Source organism: Lysobacter sp. M15 (genome assembly GCF_022662515.1).
Lineage (GTDB): Bacteria > Pseudomonadota > Gammaproteobacteria > Xanthomonadales > Xanthomonadaceae > JAKPBU01.
Window position 1 is genome coordinate 97,087 of record NZ_JAKPBV010000003.1, and the last position, 16,739, is coordinate 113,825.

19 protein-coding genes, 1 tRNA gene and 1 pseudogene are annotated in these 16,739 nt (G+C 67.4%); 3 read left to right on the forward strand and 18 right to left on the reverse strand.

Features of this window, described 5'->3' with window-relative positions:
- Nucleotides 1-87: 87 nt before the first annotated feature.
- From MC380_RS02880 to MC380_RS02960, 17 genes and pseudogenes are all read right to left on the reverse strand, one after another.
- Entirely contained in the window at nt 88-453 is a 366-nt protein-coding gene (locus MC380_RS02880; protein WP_242162949.1) for a hypothetical protein, read from the reverse strand.
- 57 nt (nt 454-510) lie between these two features.
- Nucleotides 511-867, reverse strand: coding sequence for a DMT family protein (locus MC380_RS02885; protein WP_242104161.1), 357 nt, complete (start codon nt 865-867; stop codon nt 511-513).
- A gap of 118 nt (nt 868-985) precedes the next feature.
- Nucleotides 986-1,429 carry a DUF302 domain-containing protein gene (locus tag MC380_RS02890; RefSeq protein ID WP_242104160.1) on the reverse strand — a complete coding sequence of 148 codons (444 nt, stop codon included), beginning with the start codon at nt 1,427-1,429 and terminating at the stop codon, nt 986-988.
- A 183-nt stretch (nt 1,430-1,612) separates the two neighbouring features.
- Nucleotides 1,613-1,699: transfer RNA gene (locus tag MC380_RS02895), tRNA-Leu, on the reverse strand.
- Nucleotides 1,700-1,932: 233 nt separating this feature from the next.
- On the reverse strand, nt 1,933-2,391 hold the full coding sequence (locus tag MC380_RS02900; protein WP_242162952.1) for a DUF2214 family protein: 459 nt from the start codon (nt 2,389-2,391) through the stop codon (nt 1,933-1,935).
- Between the two features lie 111 nt (nt 2,392-2,502).
- Complete coding sequence (locus MC380_RS02905; RefSeq protein ID WP_242104143.1) at nt 2,503-3,111, reverse strand: cysteine dioxygenase family protein; 609 nt, start codon at nt 3,109-3,111, stop codon at nt 2,503-2,505.
- A 131-nt stretch (nt 3,112-3,242) separates the two neighbouring features.
- Nucleotides 3,243-4,358 (reverse strand): homoserine O-acetyltransferase, encoded by a 1,116-nt coding sequence (locus MC380_RS02910; protein WP_242104142.1) that lies wholly within the window; start codon nt 4,356-4,358, stop codon nt 3,243-3,245.
- Nucleotides 4,359-4,442: 84 nt separating this feature from the next.
- The gene (locus MC380_RS02915; RefSeq protein ID WP_242162954.1) at nt 4,443-5,453 is read right to left on the reverse strand and encodes a tetratricopeptide repeat protein; all 1,011 of its coding nucleotides are present in this window, start codon (nt 5,451-5,453) and stop codon (nt 4,443-4,445) included.
- Entirely contained in the window at nt 5,453-5,872 is a 420-nt protein-coding gene (locus tag MC380_RS02920) for a cytochrome c-type biogenesis protein (protein ID WP_242104202.1), read from the reverse strand. Before MC380_RS02920 ends, MC380_RS02915 begins: the two co-directional genes overlap by 1 nt.
- A gap of 38 nt (nt 5,873-5,910) precedes the next feature.
- Nucleotides 5,911-6,459 carry a DsbE family thiol:disulfide interchange protein gene (locus MC380_RS02925; RefSeq protein ID WP_277929511.1) on the reverse strand — a complete coding sequence of 183 codons (549 nt, stop codon included), beginning with the start codon at nt 6,457-6,459 and terminating at the stop codon, nt 5,911-5,913.
- Between the two features lie 131 nt (nt 6,460-6,590).
- Nucleotides 6,591-8,516 (reverse strand): annotated as a pseudogene (locus tag MC380_RS02930) (heme lyase CcmF/NrfE family subunit); the annotation flags it as partial.
- A 138-nt stretch (nt 8,517-8,654) separates the two neighbouring features.
- On the reverse strand, nt 8,655-9,134 hold the full coding sequence (ccmE, locus tag MC380_RS02935; RefSeq protein ID WP_242104139.1) for a cytochrome c maturation protein CcmE: 480 nt from the start codon (nt 9,132-9,134) through the stop codon (nt 8,655-8,657).
- A gap of 83 nt (nt 9,135-9,217) precedes the next feature.
- Entirely contained in the window at nt 9,218-9,406 is a 189-nt protein-coding gene (locus MC380_RS02940) for a heme exporter protein CcmD (protein WP_242162956.1), read from the reverse strand.
- Nucleotides 9,403-10,152 carry a heme ABC transporter permease gene (locus MC380_RS02945; RefSeq protein ID WP_242104137.1) on the reverse strand — a complete coding sequence of 250 codons (750 nt, stop codon included), beginning with the start codon at nt 10,150-10,152 and terminating at the stop codon, nt 9,403-9,405. Before MC380_RS02945 ends, MC380_RS02940 begins: the two co-directional genes overlap by 4 nt.
- 21 nt (nt 10,153-10,173) lie before the next feature.
- Complete coding sequence (gene ccmB, locus MC380_RS02950) at nt 10,174-10,845, reverse strand: heme exporter protein CcmB (protein ID WP_242162958.1); 672 nt, start codon at nt 10,843-10,845, stop codon at nt 10,174-10,176.
- Nucleotides 10,842-11,495 carry a heme ABC exporter ATP-binding protein CcmA gene (gene ccmA / locus MC380_RS02955; protein ID WP_242104135.1) on the reverse strand — a complete coding sequence of 218 codons (654 nt, stop codon included), beginning with the start codon at nt 11,493-11,495 and terminating at the stop codon, nt 10,842-10,844. The genes ccmB and ccmA overlap by 4 nt, the downstream gene beginning before the upstream one ends.
- Nucleotides 11,496-11,627: 132 nt before the next feature.
- Entirely contained in the window at nt 11,628-12,101 is a 474-nt protein-coding gene (locus tag MC380_RS02960; RefSeq protein ID WP_242104134.1) for a DUF3293 domain-containing protein, read from the reverse strand.
- Nucleotides 12,102-12,182: 81 nt separating this feature from the next.
- On the opposite strand from MC380_RS02960, the gene MC380_RS02965 reads away from it, so the two are divergent.
- Together MC380_RS02965 and MC380_RS02970 are read left to right on the forward strand one after the other, a co-directional pair.
- Nucleotides 12,183-13,331, forward strand: coding sequence for a pyridoxal phosphate-dependent aminotransferase (locus MC380_RS02965; RefSeq protein WP_242104201.1), 1,149 nt, complete (start codon nt 12,183-12,185; stop codon nt 13,329-13,331).
- 131 nt (nt 13,332-13,462) lie between these two features.
- Nucleotides 13,463-14,275, forward strand: coding sequence for an amidohydrolase (locus tag MC380_RS02970; RefSeq protein ID WP_242162960.1), 813 nt, complete (start codon nt 13,463-13,465; stop codon nt 14,273-14,275).
- 89 nt (nt 14,276-14,364) lie between these two features.
- Here the strand turns inward: MC380_RS02970 and MC380_RS02975 are convergent, their stop codons facing one another.
- The gene (locus MC380_RS02975) at nt 14,365-15,138 is read right to left on the reverse strand and encodes a hypothetical protein (RefSeq protein ID WP_242104132.1); all 774 of its coding nucleotides are present in this window, start codon (nt 15,136-15,138) and stop codon (nt 14,365-14,367) included.
- A 188-nt stretch (nt 15,139-15,326) separates the two neighbouring features.
- Between MC380_RS02975 and MC380_RS02980 the strand changes: the two genes are divergently transcribed.
- On the forward strand, nt 15,327-16,733 hold the full coding sequence (locus MC380_RS02980; protein WP_242162962.1) for a nodulation protein NfeD: 1,407 nt from the start codon (nt 15,327-15,329) through the stop codon (nt 16,731-16,733).
- The last annotated feature ends 6 nt before the right edge of the window (nt 16,734-16,739 follow it).

Genomic DNA, 16,739 nt, shown 5'->3' on the forward strand with positions numbered 1-16,739 from the left:
GAATAGTTCGGTAAGGCGCCTAAAACCTTAAAAGGCCCGCGTCGCGAAGCGGCTTAGACTTGAATGGATTGCTGCCTGCCAGCCAGATTACAAAGCGTCCGTGGTCTTTCTGACAGCAATCTCTACCAAACGCTGGTCTTGGCCAAAAACGTAAAACGCCTCGACGCTGGTCGTGAAGATAATCGTGTACCTGTTACCGGCAATAGTGTTTGGAGGATAGATGGTATTGGGCTCAACAGAGCCACGCCACAAGGGAGCGGGTTTCAACCCATTGGCTCGCAAGTGAGCCAGGACTTGATCTTCAGAGGATCCTATTGGAGTTTCCTCCAGCAACTGCGATTCGATCCTGTCGGCGCCAAGAAACCAGCGCCAGTTGGGAAGTGTGGCCACTGCAAGCACGGCCGTGATGGCGACAATGACAAGGATCGTGATGGACCTGCGAGAGACTTTCATTGTGGCTAAGGATCGATTCAGTCGTGCTTAGGACGGGGTTTCGGCCTGGATGAATCGTCAGGCGCCGGCGAACTCGCCGCGGAAGACGAAATAGACCGCACCCAGGATGCACAAACCGGCCCATAGATAGTCCAGCTTGAGCGGTTCTTTCATGTAGAACACGGCGAAGGGCACGAACACGGTCAGCGTGATGACCTCTTGCAGGATCTTGAGCTGTCCGAGCGAGAGCGCGGCGTAGCCGATACGATTCGCGGGAACCTGCAGCATGTACTCGAAGAACGCGATACCCCAGCTGATGAGCGCGGCGACCAGCCACGGCTTGGCGCTGAGTTCCCTGAGATGCGCATACCAGGCAAACGTCATGAACACGTTGCTGAGTGTGAGCAGCAGAATGGTCAATCCGATTTCGCGCATGAAAGTATCCGGTGCCTAACGTCTGAGCTGAGCCATGCCGCTAGGCGGCTCGAATGAATTGCCAGGTGCCGTCACAGCAAGTGCTGTGCAGCAGTCGCGCCGAGGACAATGTGACGACTTATTTCGCCTCATCGACCATCTGCATGGTCTTTTCCTCGACCTCTTTGGCAACTTGAACCAGCGCTTCATCCCGGGAAAGGGCCGAGAGCATCTCGACAGGTTTGATCAGCCCGATCTTCGTGCGGCCTTTCTCGGTAAAGACCGAGATGCGGCACGGGAGCGCCATGTTCAGGCGCATATCGACGGACAGGACCTTGGCGGCTTGGGCGGGATTGCACACTTCGAAAATCCTGCATTGCTCATCGAATGCAACGCCTTTGCTGCGTAGCGTGCCGGCCAGGTCATGGACGTGCAGGACCCCGAAGCCATGACGTTTGACCGCCAGCTCGAGGTCTGTCGATGCCTGGTCGAATGGCTTGTCGGTTTCGACGATGTAGTACATGAAATCACCTCGGTCGTGCGCGCGGCACATGGCGATTTGATTGGCCCAGAAGCGGGTCAAGGCTCATGCTCGCCCTGGCCCGGTTGGTCGTCAAGCCGGGTTGGTGCATCGAATGGGAACGCATCCGGCTCGACGCGTGAGGGCGCCGCGCTGCGGTAAAGCGCCAGCCGGTGTGCGATTGGCGTGCGGCTTGTGCGCGATGCCGGAAAGCAGAAGCCCGCGCACTGCGCGGGCTCCCAGGTCTGGTGCCGGAGGTGGGACTCGAACCCACACGCTTTTAAGGGCGGCGGATTTTGAGTCCGCTGCGTCTACCGATTCCGCCACTCCGGCGCGGGCGGGGATTATAGCCGGGCGTGCTTGGGATTCGGGTTCTGGTCCTTCGACTTCGCACCTGCGGCGCTACGCTTAGGACGATCCTTCGACTTCGCGCCGTTGGCGCTACGCTCAGGACGAGCGGGGTTGGATTTGCGCCTTTAGCGCTACGCTCAGAGCCTGCCCCGGACTCGATCCGGGGACGATCCTTCGACTTCGCGCCTGCGGCGCTACGCTCAGGACGAGCGGGACTAAAAGTGCAGGCCGCCGTAGCGGGCCATGCCGGCGGCGGCGACCAGGATCACGGCGATCAGCAGCAGTTCGATGCGCACGATGCGGCGCAGGGCGGCGACTTCGGTGGCCGGGGGCAGGTAGCCCGAATCGGCCTTCAGCGCCTTGCGCCAGCGCAGGAAGCGCAGTGTCGGCAGGATCGACAGCAGCGCGGCGAGCACGAAGGCGCCGAGCTTGGCGTGGAACCAGGGGTTGTGCAGGTAGAAGTCTTCGCCCTTGATGCCCTGGAACACGCGCATCAGGCCGACCACCAGCAGCAGGGTGGCCACCATGCCGTAGCCGCGGTCCACGCCAGCCAGGCGCTTGAGCGCGGCGCCGTCGACGCTGCGGCTGAGCAGCACCGCCTGGGTGACCAGCATCGCCACCAGGCCGAAGGCGAGCAGGTGGTGGAGGGAGGCGAGGATGAAGTCCTTTAGCATGTTGGTCCTTTGGGAAAGTGCGCCCTCATCCGCCTTCGGCACCCCGGATCAGGTCTGGGGCAGGTTCTTCTCCAGCACGTGGGAGAAGGAAACCGGAAACCGAAAACCGAATTACGCGGCCTCGTCGGTCACCAGCGTCGCGTCCTGGCGCACGAACCATTCGCCGGAGCGGTCGCTCGGCTGCGGCACGAACTTGGCGCAGCATTCCATCGGCGCCTTGTAGATGTGCAGCGAGATCGCCACCCGGTCGGGGCTGGCGTTGGCGATGGTGTGGTACTCGTGCGGCGGGATCAGGCTGCCGGCGCTGCCTGGACCGGCGTGCATGCCGCCCGCGGCGCGGAAGCGGTAGCGTTCGCCGTCGTGTTCGAGCAGTTCGTACTGCACGATCTCCAGCTCGCCGTCCCACACACCTTCCACGCACCACAGGCCCGAATGGTCGTGCACCGGCGTGCCCTGGCCGGGGCCCCAGGTCATCGCGACCACGCTGTAGCCGTGCTTGGCGCTGCGGTAGATCTCGCGCCGCGCGTAATGGTCGGCGATCGGCTCGTGCACGCAGGCGGGCAGGCGCACGTCGCGGTCGCGGATCATGCGGCACAGGGCGTTGCGCAGGGCCGCGGTGACCGCGTGTTCGTCGCCGCTGGCGACGGCCGCGTCGATGGCGGCGACCAGCTTGTCGTGGCCGGGGAAATCGACGTCGGGACAGCAGGCTTCGGCGTTCATGGGGCGGATTCTAACGCTTCGCCGTTGGGACCCGGAGGGGGAGGCGCCTGGCCGGCGGAACGGTAGGCCGGCCCTACGTGGCCGGCGCCGTGGCTGGATGCTCGCGCGTGCGTCGGGGGCGTAGGCCCGACCTACAGGCTGTCGAGGAAGCCACGGACCGCCGGGCCGAAGCGCTCGATGTCGACCAGGAAGGCGTCGTGGCCCTGCGGCGAGGGCAGCGGCAGGAAGGCGGCGTCGCAGCCGCCCGCGCGCAGGCCGTCGGCGATCTCCTGCTGCTGCTGCAGCGGGAACAGGATGTCGGTGCGCACGCCGATGGCCAAGGCCTTGTCGACTCGGATCGCGGCCAGGCCGCTCATCACGTCGCCGTCGTGGCCTTCGCCCAGGTCGAACCAGTCCATCGATCGGCTGAGGTAGAGATAGCAGTTGGGGTCGAAGCGGCGGACGAAGCGGCGCGCATGGCCTTCCAGGTAGCTCTCGACCTCGAATTCGAGCCCGAACGGATCCTCGTCGTCGCGGCGGTCGGACTCCAGCCGCACGCGGCCGAAGCGGCCGTCCCATTCCAGCGCCGAGCGGTAGGTGATGACGCCGAGCTTGCGGGCCATGCGCATGCCCGATTCGGGATAGCTGGTCTCGTCGTAACGGCCTTCGTTCCACTTGGGGTCGAGCCGGATCGCCTCGCGCTGCAGCGAGCGGATCGCGATCGAAAACGGCAACGCGCGCGCCGCGCCCGAGATGTTGATGTGGGTGCGTGCCGACCCCGGATGCCGCGACAGGTAGGACAGGGCGGTCATGCCGCCCATGGAATTGCCGATCAGGCAGGCGAGGCGTTCGATCCCCAGCGCGCGGGCGACATGGTGCGCGGCGTCGGCGCCGTCCTCGACCGAAAGCTCGGGGAAATCGAGGCGGTAGGTGTCGCCCGTGTCCGGGTTGATCGATGCCGGGCCGGTGGAGCCCTTGCAGCTGCCGAGCGAGTTCACGCAGATCACGTACCAGCGCCCGGTGTCGATCGGCTTGCCGGGGCCGATCATGGATTCCCACCAGCCGGGGTCGGCATTGCCCGCGTTCGAGGCGGCATGCGCGTCCGGCGACAGGCCGGTGACGATCAGCACCGCGTTGTCGCGCGCTGCGTTGGGTTCGCCCCAGGTCTCGTAGGCGATACGCGCGCCGTGCAGCGCGCCGCCGCGCTTCATCGGGAACGGAGAGGGCAGGTCGAGGAAGCGCGTGCCGGGCGGGATGAATTCAGTCATGCGGGGGAGTTTAGCGAGGCGGCGGGATTGGCAGATCGCGGCTGAAGCCGCTCCCACAAAGCCGCTCCCACAAGTGCGGATGAGTCAGGGCTGGCCCAGTACGAGTTCGACGGCCTGACTCGCTGGCAGGGCGACGCGCACGGGTTTCGATTCGAGATCGCCTTGCTGGCGCGTGGCGTCGCCGCTGGCCGACAGCCGCGCGAACACCTCGACTTCCTTCAATGCCGACAGCTTCTGCGTGGGCATGGGGCTGTCGCTGTCGTCCAGGGTGATCGTGGCCGGCACATCGCGCAGCGCATGTTTCTCGGCCGCGACCGGCATGGGCGGGCCGCCCGGGACGCGGGCGATGATGAAGACGCTGGCGTTGGGCATGCGCGCGGACAGACTCGGGTCGATCTTCAGCGACACGCTCAGCGCGCCGGCGGGCGCCGGCGCCGGCGCCTGCGCGGGCAGGGGCGGAAGTCCCGCGTCCTTGCGCGCTGCCTCGATTTGCGGGCGCAGGGCGGCGGCGGCTTTCGGGTCGACGCTGGCGAGCAGCGGTTCCCAGGTGCTGGCGGCCTGCGCGTGCTCGCCGCGCTGGCGCAGGGCGACGCCCAGGAACCAGCGGGCGCGCTGGTGCATCGGCTGCACGCGCAGCGCGTTGCGGAGCATGGCGACGGCTCCGTCGTCGAAGCGACGGTCGGCATCGGCCAGGGCGGAGGCTTCGGCGGCTTCGGTGAGGAGATCAGCGTCGTCCGGCGCCAGCTTCACGGCGCGCGCGTAGGTATCGCGCGCCTTGGCCGGTTGTTCCTGCTGCAGGTAGGCGCGGGCCAGCAGGCGCAGGCCGTCGACCTGGTTGGCGCTGTCTTTCGAAGAGCCGCGCTGCAGCTCCGCTTCCAGGCGGGTGATGGCTTCGTCCATCGTTTTGGGCATTTCGCGCTGCGCCGGATCCAGCGCGGCGGGCGTGCCGACCAGCCGATAAAGCAGGCCGGTGGCGATGGCCAGCGCTGCTATCGCTGCTAGCGCCGGCAGGGGGCGCTGGCGCCACAGCGGATGCAGCACCCAGGCGAACGTGGCCAGGACCAAGAGCGCGGCGAGGGCGACGAAGACGGCCATCACCACTCCTGCGAATCGTCGGCGGCCACGGGCGTGCGTGCGCGTCGGCGCACGATGCGCGCGACGACCACGCCGCCCACCAGCACCAGCAGCGCCGGGCCGAACCACAGCAGCCAGGTGCCGGACTCGACCTGCGGACGGTAGAGCACGAACTCGCCGTAGCGCTGCACCAGGAATTGCTTGATCTGCGCATCGGTGCGGCCTTCGCGCATCAGCTGCAGCACTTCGGCGCGCAGATCGTAGGCGATCTGCGCGTTGGAGTCGGCCAGCGACTGGTTCTGGCACATCACGCAGCGCAGCTCGGCTGCGAGCGCGTGGAAGCGGGCTTCTTCCGCGGGGTCCTGGAATTGCAGCGGCGCGGGATCGGACCGCACCTGGGCCGGCGCTGGCAATGCGATCAGCAGCGACGCCAGCAGCAGTGGCGCCAATGCCGCGATGCGATGCCAGGGCAGGCGCTTCACCTGCGCGAGCCTTCGATCTGCTGCAGCATGGGCATGATTTCCTTGCGCACGACCTCGTCGCTGATCGGCCCGACGTGCTTCCAGCGGATCACGCCATTGGCATCGACCAGGAAGGTTTCCGGCGCGCCGTAGATGCCCCAGTCGATCGCGTTGCCGCCTTCGACATCGGTCACCACCAGCCAGAAGGGATTGCCGAACTGTTCGAGCCAGCGCAGGGCATCGGCGCGTTCGTCCTTCCAGTTGTAGCCGACCACGCGCACGCGCTTGCGCTCGGCGAACCGCGTCAGCACCGGATGCTCGATCCGGCACGCCGCACACCAGCTGCCCCAGACGTTGAGCAGGAACGGCGCGCCGCGCAGGTCCTTCAGGGTCACGATGCGCTCGGGCTCGTGCAGCGAGGGCAGCGCGAAGTCCGGCGCCGGCTTGCCGATCAGCGGCGAGGGCAGGGCATCGCGGTCTGCGCGGCGGCTCATCCACACACCTGCGGCGAGCAATACAGCGAGCGCGGCGAAAACGAGAAGTGGAAGCCAACGGGAGGTCTTCATGGGTCTCCGTCTCCGAATGAATCATCAGGCCGTTGGTGGTCGCGAGCGATCATGACGCCGATTGAGGGTTCCCATGCGGTGGCAGGATCACGCGCATACGGATCGGCAGGTTCGCGCACAAGGTTTTGCATGCGAAAGCGCCGGTCGGTGGCGGTCACGAAGCCGCCGAGGGCCATCAGGATCGCGCCGAGCCAGATCCAGCGCACGAACGGCTTGACGTGCACGCGCAGCGCCCACGCGCCCCCGCCGAGCGGCTCGCCCAGCGCGACGTACAGGTCGCGGGTGAATCCGGGCTGCAGCGCGGCCTCGGTCATCACCTGTCCACCGGCGGCATAGCTGCGCTTTTCCGGATGCAGGGTATCGATGCTGGCGGTGCCGCGCATGACCTGCACGCTGCCGTAGTCGGCCGTGAAGTTGGGGCCGACGCGCTGTTGCACGCCGTCGAAGCGGAAGTCGTAGCCGCCCAGCTGCACCGACTGGCCTGGCATTACCGCCAATTCGCGCTGTGCGCTCAGGCCTTCCACCAGCAGCGCGCCGATCAGGAACACGGCAACGCCCAGGTGCGCCAGCGTCATGCCAAGCATTTCGGCGGTGAAGCGCGAGCCGTTGCCGCGCACGCGGGCCCAGACGAAGCGCAGCGTACCCGCCGCGATCCAGGTCGCACCGGCCAGGCCTGCAGCGGTTTTCCATTTGCCCTGCGGCGCCAGGAAGAAGGCCGCGATGCCGACCCCCACCGCCAGGCCCAGCCACGGCACCAGCAGGCGCAGCGGCTTGGCCATCTCGTCGCGCTGCCAGCGGGTCAGCGGACCGAACGGTAGCAACAGCACCATCGGCGCCATCAGCACGGTGAACAGCAGTGCGAAATATGGCGGCCCGACCGAAATCTTGCCCAGTTCCAGCGCGTCGGCCAGCATTGGATATAGCGTGCCGAGCAGCACCATTGCGCAGGCGGCGGTGAGCAGCAGGTTGTTGAGCAACAGCAGGGTCTCGCGCGATGCGGGTGCGAATGGCTTGCCGTCGCCGCCGTCAGGGCTGCGCAGCGCGTACAGCAGCAGCGAGCCGCCGATCACGATACCGAGGAAGATCAGCACGAACAATCCGCGGGTCGGATCCGCGGCGAAGGCGTGCACGCTGGTCAGCACGCCCGAGCGCACCAGGAAGGTGCCGAGCAGGGACAGCGAGAACGCAGCGATCGCCAGCAGCAGGGTCCAGCCGGCGAAGCTGCCGCGCTTCTCGGTGACCGCCTGCGAATGCAGCAGCGCCGTGCCGGCCAACCAGGGCATGAAGCTGGCGTTCTCGACCGGATCCCAGAACCACCAGCCGCCCCAGCCCAGCTCGTAATAGGCCCACCACGAGCCGAGCGCGATACCGAGGGTAAGAAAACCCCAGGCGACATTGGTCCACGGCCGGGTCCAGCGCAGCCAGTCGCGCCACTCGCGTTCGCCCTGGCCCTGCCGCAGCGCTGCAGCATCCAGCAGCGCCGCGATCGCGAACGCGAACGGCACCGAGAAGCCCACGTAGCCCAGGTACAGCATCGGCGGATGGATGATCATCCCCGGATCCTGCAGCAGCGGATTGAGGTCGCGCCCTTCGGCCGCGGCCGGGAGCAGGCGCTCGAACGGATTGCTGGTGAAGATCAGGAAGGCCAGGAAGCCCACGCCGACCACGCCCATCACGCCGAGTACGCGCGCGCTCACGCGCGTCGGCAGCGCATGCGAGAAGCGGGCGACCACGGCGGTCCATAGCGCCAGGATCAGCGTCCACAGCAGCAGCGAGCCTTCGTGCGCGCCCCAGACCGCGGTGAATCGGTAGACCAGCGGCAGCAGCGAGTTGGAATTCTCGGCAACGTAGCGCAGCGAGAAATCGCGCGCGACGAAACCCGCGGTGAGCAGGCCGAAGGCGAGTGCCACCAGCACCAGCTGCGCGTACGCGGCCGGGCGCGCGACGCGCATCCAGGCCTCGACACCGCGCTGCGCGCCGGCCAGCGGCAGGGCGGCCTGCAGGATGCCGACCAGCAGGGCGAGGATCAGCGCGATCTGACCGAGTTCAGGCAGCACGAGCCTGCCTCCGACAGTACATGTGGGAGCGCGCTCGCGCGCGAATGCCCTTGTTCGGGCTGCCGTGAGCAGATGCGGGGGAAACGGCAATCGCGGGCAAGCCCGCCCCCACAAGGCGGCGCCTGGCCACTGCCGCCATCAGGGCGACGTCCCGGTGCTTGGCACCTGCACATCGTGTTTCACATGCGCCTTGCCCATCTTGTCCGCCACTTCCTTGGGCATGTAGGTCTCGTCGTGCTTGGCGAGCACCTGTTCGGCGACGAAGGTGTCGCCCTGCATGCGTCCGGTCGCGACCACCGCCTGCTTCTCGCGGAACAGGTCGGGAAGGATGCCGGTGTAGACGACGGGCAGGGTCGCATCGCCATCGTCGACGCGGAAGCGCGCTTCCAGGGTGCCGGAGGTGCGCTGCAGCGAACCGGCCTGAACCATCCCGCCGAGGCGGAACCTGGCCTTGCCCGACGACACCGCTTCGCCGGCGCTGCCGCTGAGCACTTCGTTGGGCGTGTAGAGATAGGCCACGTTGCGCTGCAGGGCGAAGGCGACCAACGTCGCCGCCACCGCGGCGGCGAGCAGCAGGGCCAGGATCAACAGCAGGCGGCGTTTACGGGTGGGGTGCATGAAAGGTTTTCTTCTCGTCATTCCAGCGCAAGCTGGAATCCATTTTGATCTTGCTGGGACAGAGGACAGGCTTCCGGGACAAATCAAACTGGATCCCGGCTTTCGCCGGGATGACGAGCCTTGGATTTGATGAGTTCAGTGGTGGCCCGCGCCGTCCGCAGCTTCGCCGCGCGCAGCTGCTGCCGGATCTGCAGCTTCGGCGAGAGCCAGTCCCACAGTATCCCCGCCACGAACACCGCATAGGCGGCGATCACATAGTTCTGGTAGCTCATGCGCGCGCTCCGGCGAGCTGCGCGACCCAGTCCTTGCCCGCTTCGCGCCGCAGGTTGTCGGCGCGCGCGCGCTGCAGCAGCGCGCCGATGAACCACAGCTTGGTGCCGATGATCATCCAGATCAGCGGCTGGAGCATGCTCGGATCCATGCTCGATTCGCCCAGCAGGCGGATGGTCTGGCCCTGGTGCAGCGAGTTCCACCACACCACCGAATAGCGGATCACCGGCAGCAGCACCACGCCGACGATGGCCAGCAGACCGGCCGCGCGCGCGGCGTTGCGGCGGTCGTCGATGGCGCCGTACAGGCCCATCACGCCCAGGTACAGGAACAGCAGGACCAGTTCCGTGGTCAGGCGCGGATCCCAGTCCCACCAAGTGCCCCACATCGGCTTGCCCCAGATCGAACCGGTGACCAGGGTGATCAGGGTGAAGGCCGCACCGCTGGGCGCGCAGGCCATCGCCAGGATCTCGCACAGCTTGATCCGCCAGATCAGCGCGATGGCCGCGTACAGCGCCATCAGCGCGAAGATCGCCATGCTCATCCATGCGCTGGGCACGTGCACGTACAGGATGCGGAAGCTGTCGCCCTGCTGGTAATCCGCGGGCACCACGAACAGGGCCATGTACATGCCGACCGCCATCAGCGCCGCACCCAGCGCATACGCCCACGGCGCCCAGCGCGCGGCGAAGCGGTCGAAGGTCGGCGGCGAGCCGAGTTGGTGGAACCAGCGGAGCAGAGGATTCATCGAAACTTCAATTCACGCGGCCTAGCTCAGTGAAATCCGGATCGCGGCGGCGGCGGCCAGCGGCGCCAGCGCCAGCGCCAGCGCCAGGCCTGCGCCCAGCAGCAGCAGGGCTCCCGCGAACTCCAGGCCTTGCGCAGCCGCGGTGACGCTGCCGGCGCCGAACACCAGCACCGGCACGTACAGGGGCAGGGCGAGCAGGGCCACTAGGATACCGGAGCGGCGCATGCCCACGGTCAGCGCGGCGATCACTGCGCCCAGCAGCGCGAGCAACGGCGTGCCCAGCAGCAGCGAGGCCATCAGGACCGGCAACTGCGCATGCGGCAGGTACAGCAGTTCGCCCAGCAGCGGCGTGGCCAGCACCAGCGGCAGGGCCGTCGTGGCCCAGTGCACCAGGGTGCGCACCAGCACCAGCCAGGCCAGCGGTACCGGCGCCAGCAGCCATTGCTCCAGCGAGCCGTCCTCGGCATCGCCACGGAACAGGGTGTCCAGCGCCAGCAGGCCCGCCAGCAGCGCCGCGACCCAGAGCACCGCCGGGCCGAGCTTGGCCAGGGCCTGCCGCTCGGCACCCAGCGCCAGCGCGAACAGCACCACCACCAGCACCGCGAACAGCAGCGGCTGCAGGGCATCGCCGCGCCGGCGCCACAGCAGGCGCAGGTCGCGGGCCACCAGCGCGCGGGCTGCGGCCAGCATCATGCCGCGCCACCGAGCCGCAGTTCGCGGGTCCGCACCGGCGGCGCCGCGTAGGCGCCATGGGTGGTGACCAGCGAAGCGCCACCGTCGTCCAGGTGTCCCTGGACCAGGGCGTTGACCAGTTCGATGCCCTGCAGGTCGAGATTCGCGTAGGGCTCGTCCATTAGCCACAGCGGTGCAGGCGACAGCCACAGGCGTGCGAGCGAGGCGCGCTTGCGCTGTCCGGCGGACAGTTGCCGCGCCAGCGCGTCGTCGTAGCCGGCCAGGCCGACCAGGTCCAGCGCGGCGGCGATGCTGCGCTCGGGCCTGCGCCCGTGCAGCCCGCACAGGAAGCGCAGGTTTTCCAGCACCGTCAGGTCTGCCTTCAACGCCGGCAGGTGACCAAGATAGGCGATGCGATGGCTGCGCTCGGCGTGCCCGGCGATCACGCCGTCGATCTCCACCTCGCCGCTGTCGGCCTGCAGCAGCCCGGCCAGCACCCGCAGCACCGTGGTCTTGCCGGCGCCGTTGTCGCCGCGCACCAGCAGCGCCTCGCCGGCGTCGACCGAGAACGATAGCGGCCCGAACACCGGCGTTTCGTTGCGGGCGAACATGAGGCCGCGCGCAGCGAGGAGTGGGTGAGGAGCTGCGTTAGGCCGATGCCCTATCGGCATCGGCCGCAACTCCGAACGCCTGGCCAGGGATGGCCGGGCCGGACGATCCGGAGCCGGAAAAGCGGCGCCATGGATGGCAGCGATGATTTCACGAAACAGGACGGTCCCAAGCGTCAGACGCGGCTTGTACGCTTATTTTAGCCAGTCGACGCAGGGAAAGGCTTCGTAGCCCGGCGGTGGCGCGGCATCCATGCGCAGCCGCACCGCGCGGCCCCGGTCCCATGCCACCGTGCCCAGCTGACCGAAGCGGCGGCCCAGCGCATCGAGTTCCTGGGTCGGCAGGTCGATCACCAGCCAGCTGGGTTCGCGCCAGCTGCGGTCGGTTGCCGACGAGAACGCCGCCCGGCTGTTGTACGCGCTCTCGGCGATCAGCCGGTGCAGTTCGGCGTCCTCGCGCCGGTTGACCGCCTTTTCGCGCGGCACCGAGTACGGATCCCAGGCAGAAAGCAGCGCGAAGCAGTGCGCGCCGGGAAAAGCGGCCTCGACTTCCGGGGCGCGCTCGCCGATCCGGATCCAGCGCCATTCGCCGTCCAGCTCCCAGCGGTAGTCGGCGAGCAGGTAGGCATCGAGCAGTTCGGCGACGCGGGCTGGTGTGAGGACATGCATCCGACAGGTTTATCCGATCGCACCCGAACCGTAAACTCTTGACGAACGCAACGACGGATGGATGCGATGCCGGACAGCCCCATGCGGGTCGATACCAAGCTGCCCAAGGTCGGTACCACCATTTTCACGGTGATGTCGCAGCTGGCGGTCGAGCACGGCGCGGTCAACCTGGGACAGGGGTTTCCCGACTTCGCCGTTCCGGCGCGTCTGGTCGATGAGCTCGACAAGGCGATGCGCGCGGGCCATAACCAGTACGCGATGATGACCGGCGTGCCCGCGCTGCGCCAGGCGATCGCGCGCAAGACCATGCGCGTCTACGGGGTCGAACCCGATGCGGACCGCGAGATCACGGTGACCAGCGGCGCGACCGAGGCGATCTTCAACGCCATCGCCGCGGTCGTGCGCCCGGGCGACGAGGTCATCGTGCTCGATCCCTGCTACGACTGCTACGAGCCCGCGATCGACCTGGCCGGTGGCAAGGCGGTGCACGTCGCGCTGGACCCGCGCACGTTCGCACCGGACTGGGCTGCGGTGCGCGCGGCGATCACTTCGAAAACGCGGATGCTGATGATCAACAGCCCGCACAATCCGTCCGGCGCGATGTTGTCCGAGGCGGACATGCGCACGGTCGCGGATCTGCTGCGCGACACGGAGATCTTCCTGCTGTCGGACGAGGTGTACGAACACATCGTCTTCGACGGCGCGCGCCATGAGTCGGTGCTGCGTTATCCGGAGTTGCGCGCGCGCGCGTTCGTGATCTCCAGCTTCGGCAAGACCTACCACTGCACCGGCTGGAAGATCGGCTACTGCATCGCAGCGCCGGCCCTCAGTGCGGAATTCCGCAAGGTGCACCAGTACAACGTGTTCTGCACCTTCAACCCGGCCCAGCACGCGTTCGCCGCCATGCTCGATGCCGAGCCTGAGCACTATGAGCAACTGGGCGCCTTCTACCAGGCCAAGCGCGACCGCTTTCGCGAGCACCTGCTGACCACCAGGCTCGCGCCACTGCCGGTGCCGGGCGGATATTTCCAGCTGGTGGATTATTCCGGGGTCAGCGACCTGGACGATGTCGCCTTCTGCCGTTGGCTGACGGCCGAGCAGGGCGTCGCTGCGATTCCCTTGTCGCCATTCTACGAAACCCCGCCCCCCGATCAGCGCCTGGCACGGCTGTGCTTCGCCAAGAACGAAGCCACGCTCGACGCCGCCATCGAACGCCTGCAAAAGCTTTAGATCCCATGTGGGAGCGCGCTTGCGCGCGAATGCCTTTCGGACAGTCCCTCAATCAGCCTCTCAACCAGCCCGTCGAGAGCAATCGCGCGCAAGCGCGCTCCCACAGGGCGTCGCCCCCGTATCATCTGCCCATGAACAACCTCCGCGTCTCACTGGTCCAGGGTGAAACCCGCTGGCACGATCCTGCCGGCAACCGCGATTACTACGGCGATCTCATCGAATCGCTGCACGGCATCACCGACCTGGTGCTGTTGCCGGAAACCTTCACCAGCGGCTTTTCCAACGAGGCCATCGCCCAGGCCGAAACCATGGACGGACCCACCGTGGCGTGGATGTGCGAGCAGGCCCGTCGGCTGGACGCCGCGATCTGCGGCAGCGTGCAGATCCGCCAAACCGATGGACCGCGCAAGGACCGCGTGTTCAACCGGCTGCTGTTCGTCACTCCGGATGGAAACCTGCAGCACTACGACAAGCGCCACCTGTTCCGCTATGCGAAGGAGCATGAGCGCTACGCCGGCGGCAGCGAGCGCCTGACCGTCGAGTGGAAAGGGTGGCGGATCTGCCCGCTGGTCTGCTACGACCTGCGCTTCCCGGTGTTCTCGCGCAACCGCTACGACGTGGAACGCCCGGGGATGCTCGATTACGACCTGCTGCTGTACGTGGCCAACTGGCCCGCAGCCCGCGCGTACCCGTGGAAGACCCTGCTGCGCGCGCGCGCGATCGAGAATCTGTGCTACGTCGCCGGCCTCAATCGTGTCGGCACCGACGGCAACGGCCTGCAGTATTCCGGCGACAGTGCGGTGATCGACTTCCTCGGCCACCCGGTCAGCGAATGCACCGACGAAGAGGTGGTGGCCACCACCACGCTGCTCGCCGCCGAACTGGCCGCGCATCGCGAGCGGTTTCCAGCGATGCTCGACGCAGACCGGTTCACGTTCTCGTAGAGCCTGCCGCCGCGTCCAGCGGTTCCCCAGGCAACGGCGCGCACCAATGGCGCGTCATTGGTCATGTGGTCTGGGTCATGCGACCGGGGTCATGGCAGATCGATTTCGATGGCTTCCGTCGAAGTGCGCCGACCGCCGCCCATTCCCTCGATCATCACCAGGCCGAACGGCGGGCAATAGTGCTTGTGCTCCACCGCCCCAACTTCCAGCGGGCTCCATTCCTTGGTGACCAGGCAGCCGTCGAATTCGCCGAGACCGATCGAAACGGGCCGATCCACACCGATCACTTTGCCCATGTCTTCGGCGACATCCTCGTAGTACTCCTGCTGGTAGAACGCGCCAGGGCTCGGCTCGGCCAGCATAATCAGTCCGGCCACTGCGCCATCGAGGCCAGCCTGCCATGAGCCTTCCTTGCTGCTGCCGGTTGGATTGCCGTCCTCGTCGTAGAGGAATTCGGTCGTGTCTTCGCCGAAGTACCAGATGTTGCCGGCGTCGTCCTGCGCATACCAGTCGAACGTGTCTTCCAGCAACAGGTCGCGGCCGCCGTCGCAGTCTTCATCCAGCCACTCGCGGTCGGCGATCACGCGTGCGCTCAAGCCCGCATAAGCGCCGGTGAAATCGCTCTTGCTGGCGTCGGTGACGAGGAACTCGTTGATCACGCACTCGTCCTCGCTCACTTCCGAATAGACGACGCGCGTACCCGGCGCGAGCGGCCAGTACGGATTGTCGATGGTCAGCGGTGTGCTGAAATCGGCGGGATCGAAGGGGTATTCGACCAAGCCGCCGTCGGCGGCCGAGGTGGCCGTGGCTGCAGCGAGGATGGCGCCGCAAACGGTGGAAGCGAGTCTTGCCGGGATGCCCATGCCCGTGCCTCCGTTTGCGTTGGTCCAGCGTCAGGCTAGTCCCGCGATTCATAACGCGGCGAGAAGCCCATGTGAGGGAGGACTAACAGTTCGGGGGCAGGCGGACTGCAGCGCCGCGTGCCCTGCATTTTCCTTAACGCCCGGTGTTGTTAACTGCGAACCGGCCCTCGAGTTCCAGGCGGGGCGCGATGAAACGGTCGCTGCGCTTGTTGTGTCTGATTGCCGCCCTGGCCATGGGGGCGGGGGGGCTGGCGGCGCAGAAGCCCGTAGCGATGTCCGATGGCGTGTTGCTACTGGACATCAAGGGCGGCATCGGCCCGGCCACCCGCGATTACGTGCGCCGTGGCCTGGAACGCGCAGCCGCGGACAAGGCCGCTGCGGTCGTACTGCGGATCGATACGCCCGGCGGGCTGGACGCCGCGACCCGAGACATCAATCGCGACATCCTCGCCGCACAGGTGCCGGTGATCGCCTGGGTGGCGCCGGAGGGCGCGCGCGCCGCCAGTGCCGGCACCTACATCGTGTACGCCAGCCACCTGGCAGCGATGGCGCCGGCCACCTCGCTTGGGGCGGCCACGCCGGTGGCGCTGGGCGGCGGGGGATTCCCTGGCGGGCGTCCGGAACCCGACCAGCCGGAGGCCGGGCCCGCGGGCGATGGGAAAGGGGCCAAGGACGACGTCCCGCAGCGGCCCGACACCACTGTCCGGCGCCACAGCGCAGGCGAGGAGAAGGCCGTCAACGACGCCGTCGCCTACCTGCTCACGCTGGCGGAGCTGCGCGGGCGCGACGCCCGGTTTGCAGCCGCCGCGGTGCGCGATGCCGCTACGCTCACCGCGCGCCAGGCACTGGCTCGCGATGTGGTCGAAATCATCGCCGGCGACGTCGACGACCTGCTGCGCCAGGCCGACGGTCGCGAGGTCGCCCTGCGCGACCGCCGCGTCACCCTGGCCACCCGCGGTGCCAACGTTGCCCCGTACACACCGGACTGGCGCAACCGGATCCTGGCGGTGCTCACCGAGCCCACCGTCGCCTATCTGCTGCTGCTGATCGGTCTGTACGGGTTGATCCTGGAAGGCTACAGCCCCGGCGCTGTGCTGCCCGGCGTGGTCGGCGCCATTTCGCTGCTGCTCGCGCTGTATGCGCTGCAGGTATTGCCGGTCAACTATGCAGGGGTGGCGTTGATCGTGTTGGGAGTGATCCTGATCGCGGTCGAGTTCGCCATGCCCAGTTTTGGGGTGCTCGGGATCGGCGGCGTGGTCGCGCTGATCGCGGGCTCCCTGATCATGTTCGATACCGAGGTGCCCGGCTACGGCGTCTCCGGTCGCCTGATCGCCGGCATCGGCCTGGCCAGTGCGGTGGCGTTCGCGGCCCTGGCCTGGCTGGCCATGCGCGCGCGAAGGCAACCGGTCAGCAGCGGCGTCGGCGACATGCGCGGTCAGCTGGCGACGGTGGTCGCGGATTTCGACGGTGTCGGCCGGGTCCTGATCCGTGGCGAAATCTGGCAGGCCCGCAGCGACAGGCCGCTGCGCCGCGGCGAGGTGGTGCGGGTGGTGGCGGTACAGGGCCTGGTATTGCAGGTGGCATCGCCGGACTAGGCGCGC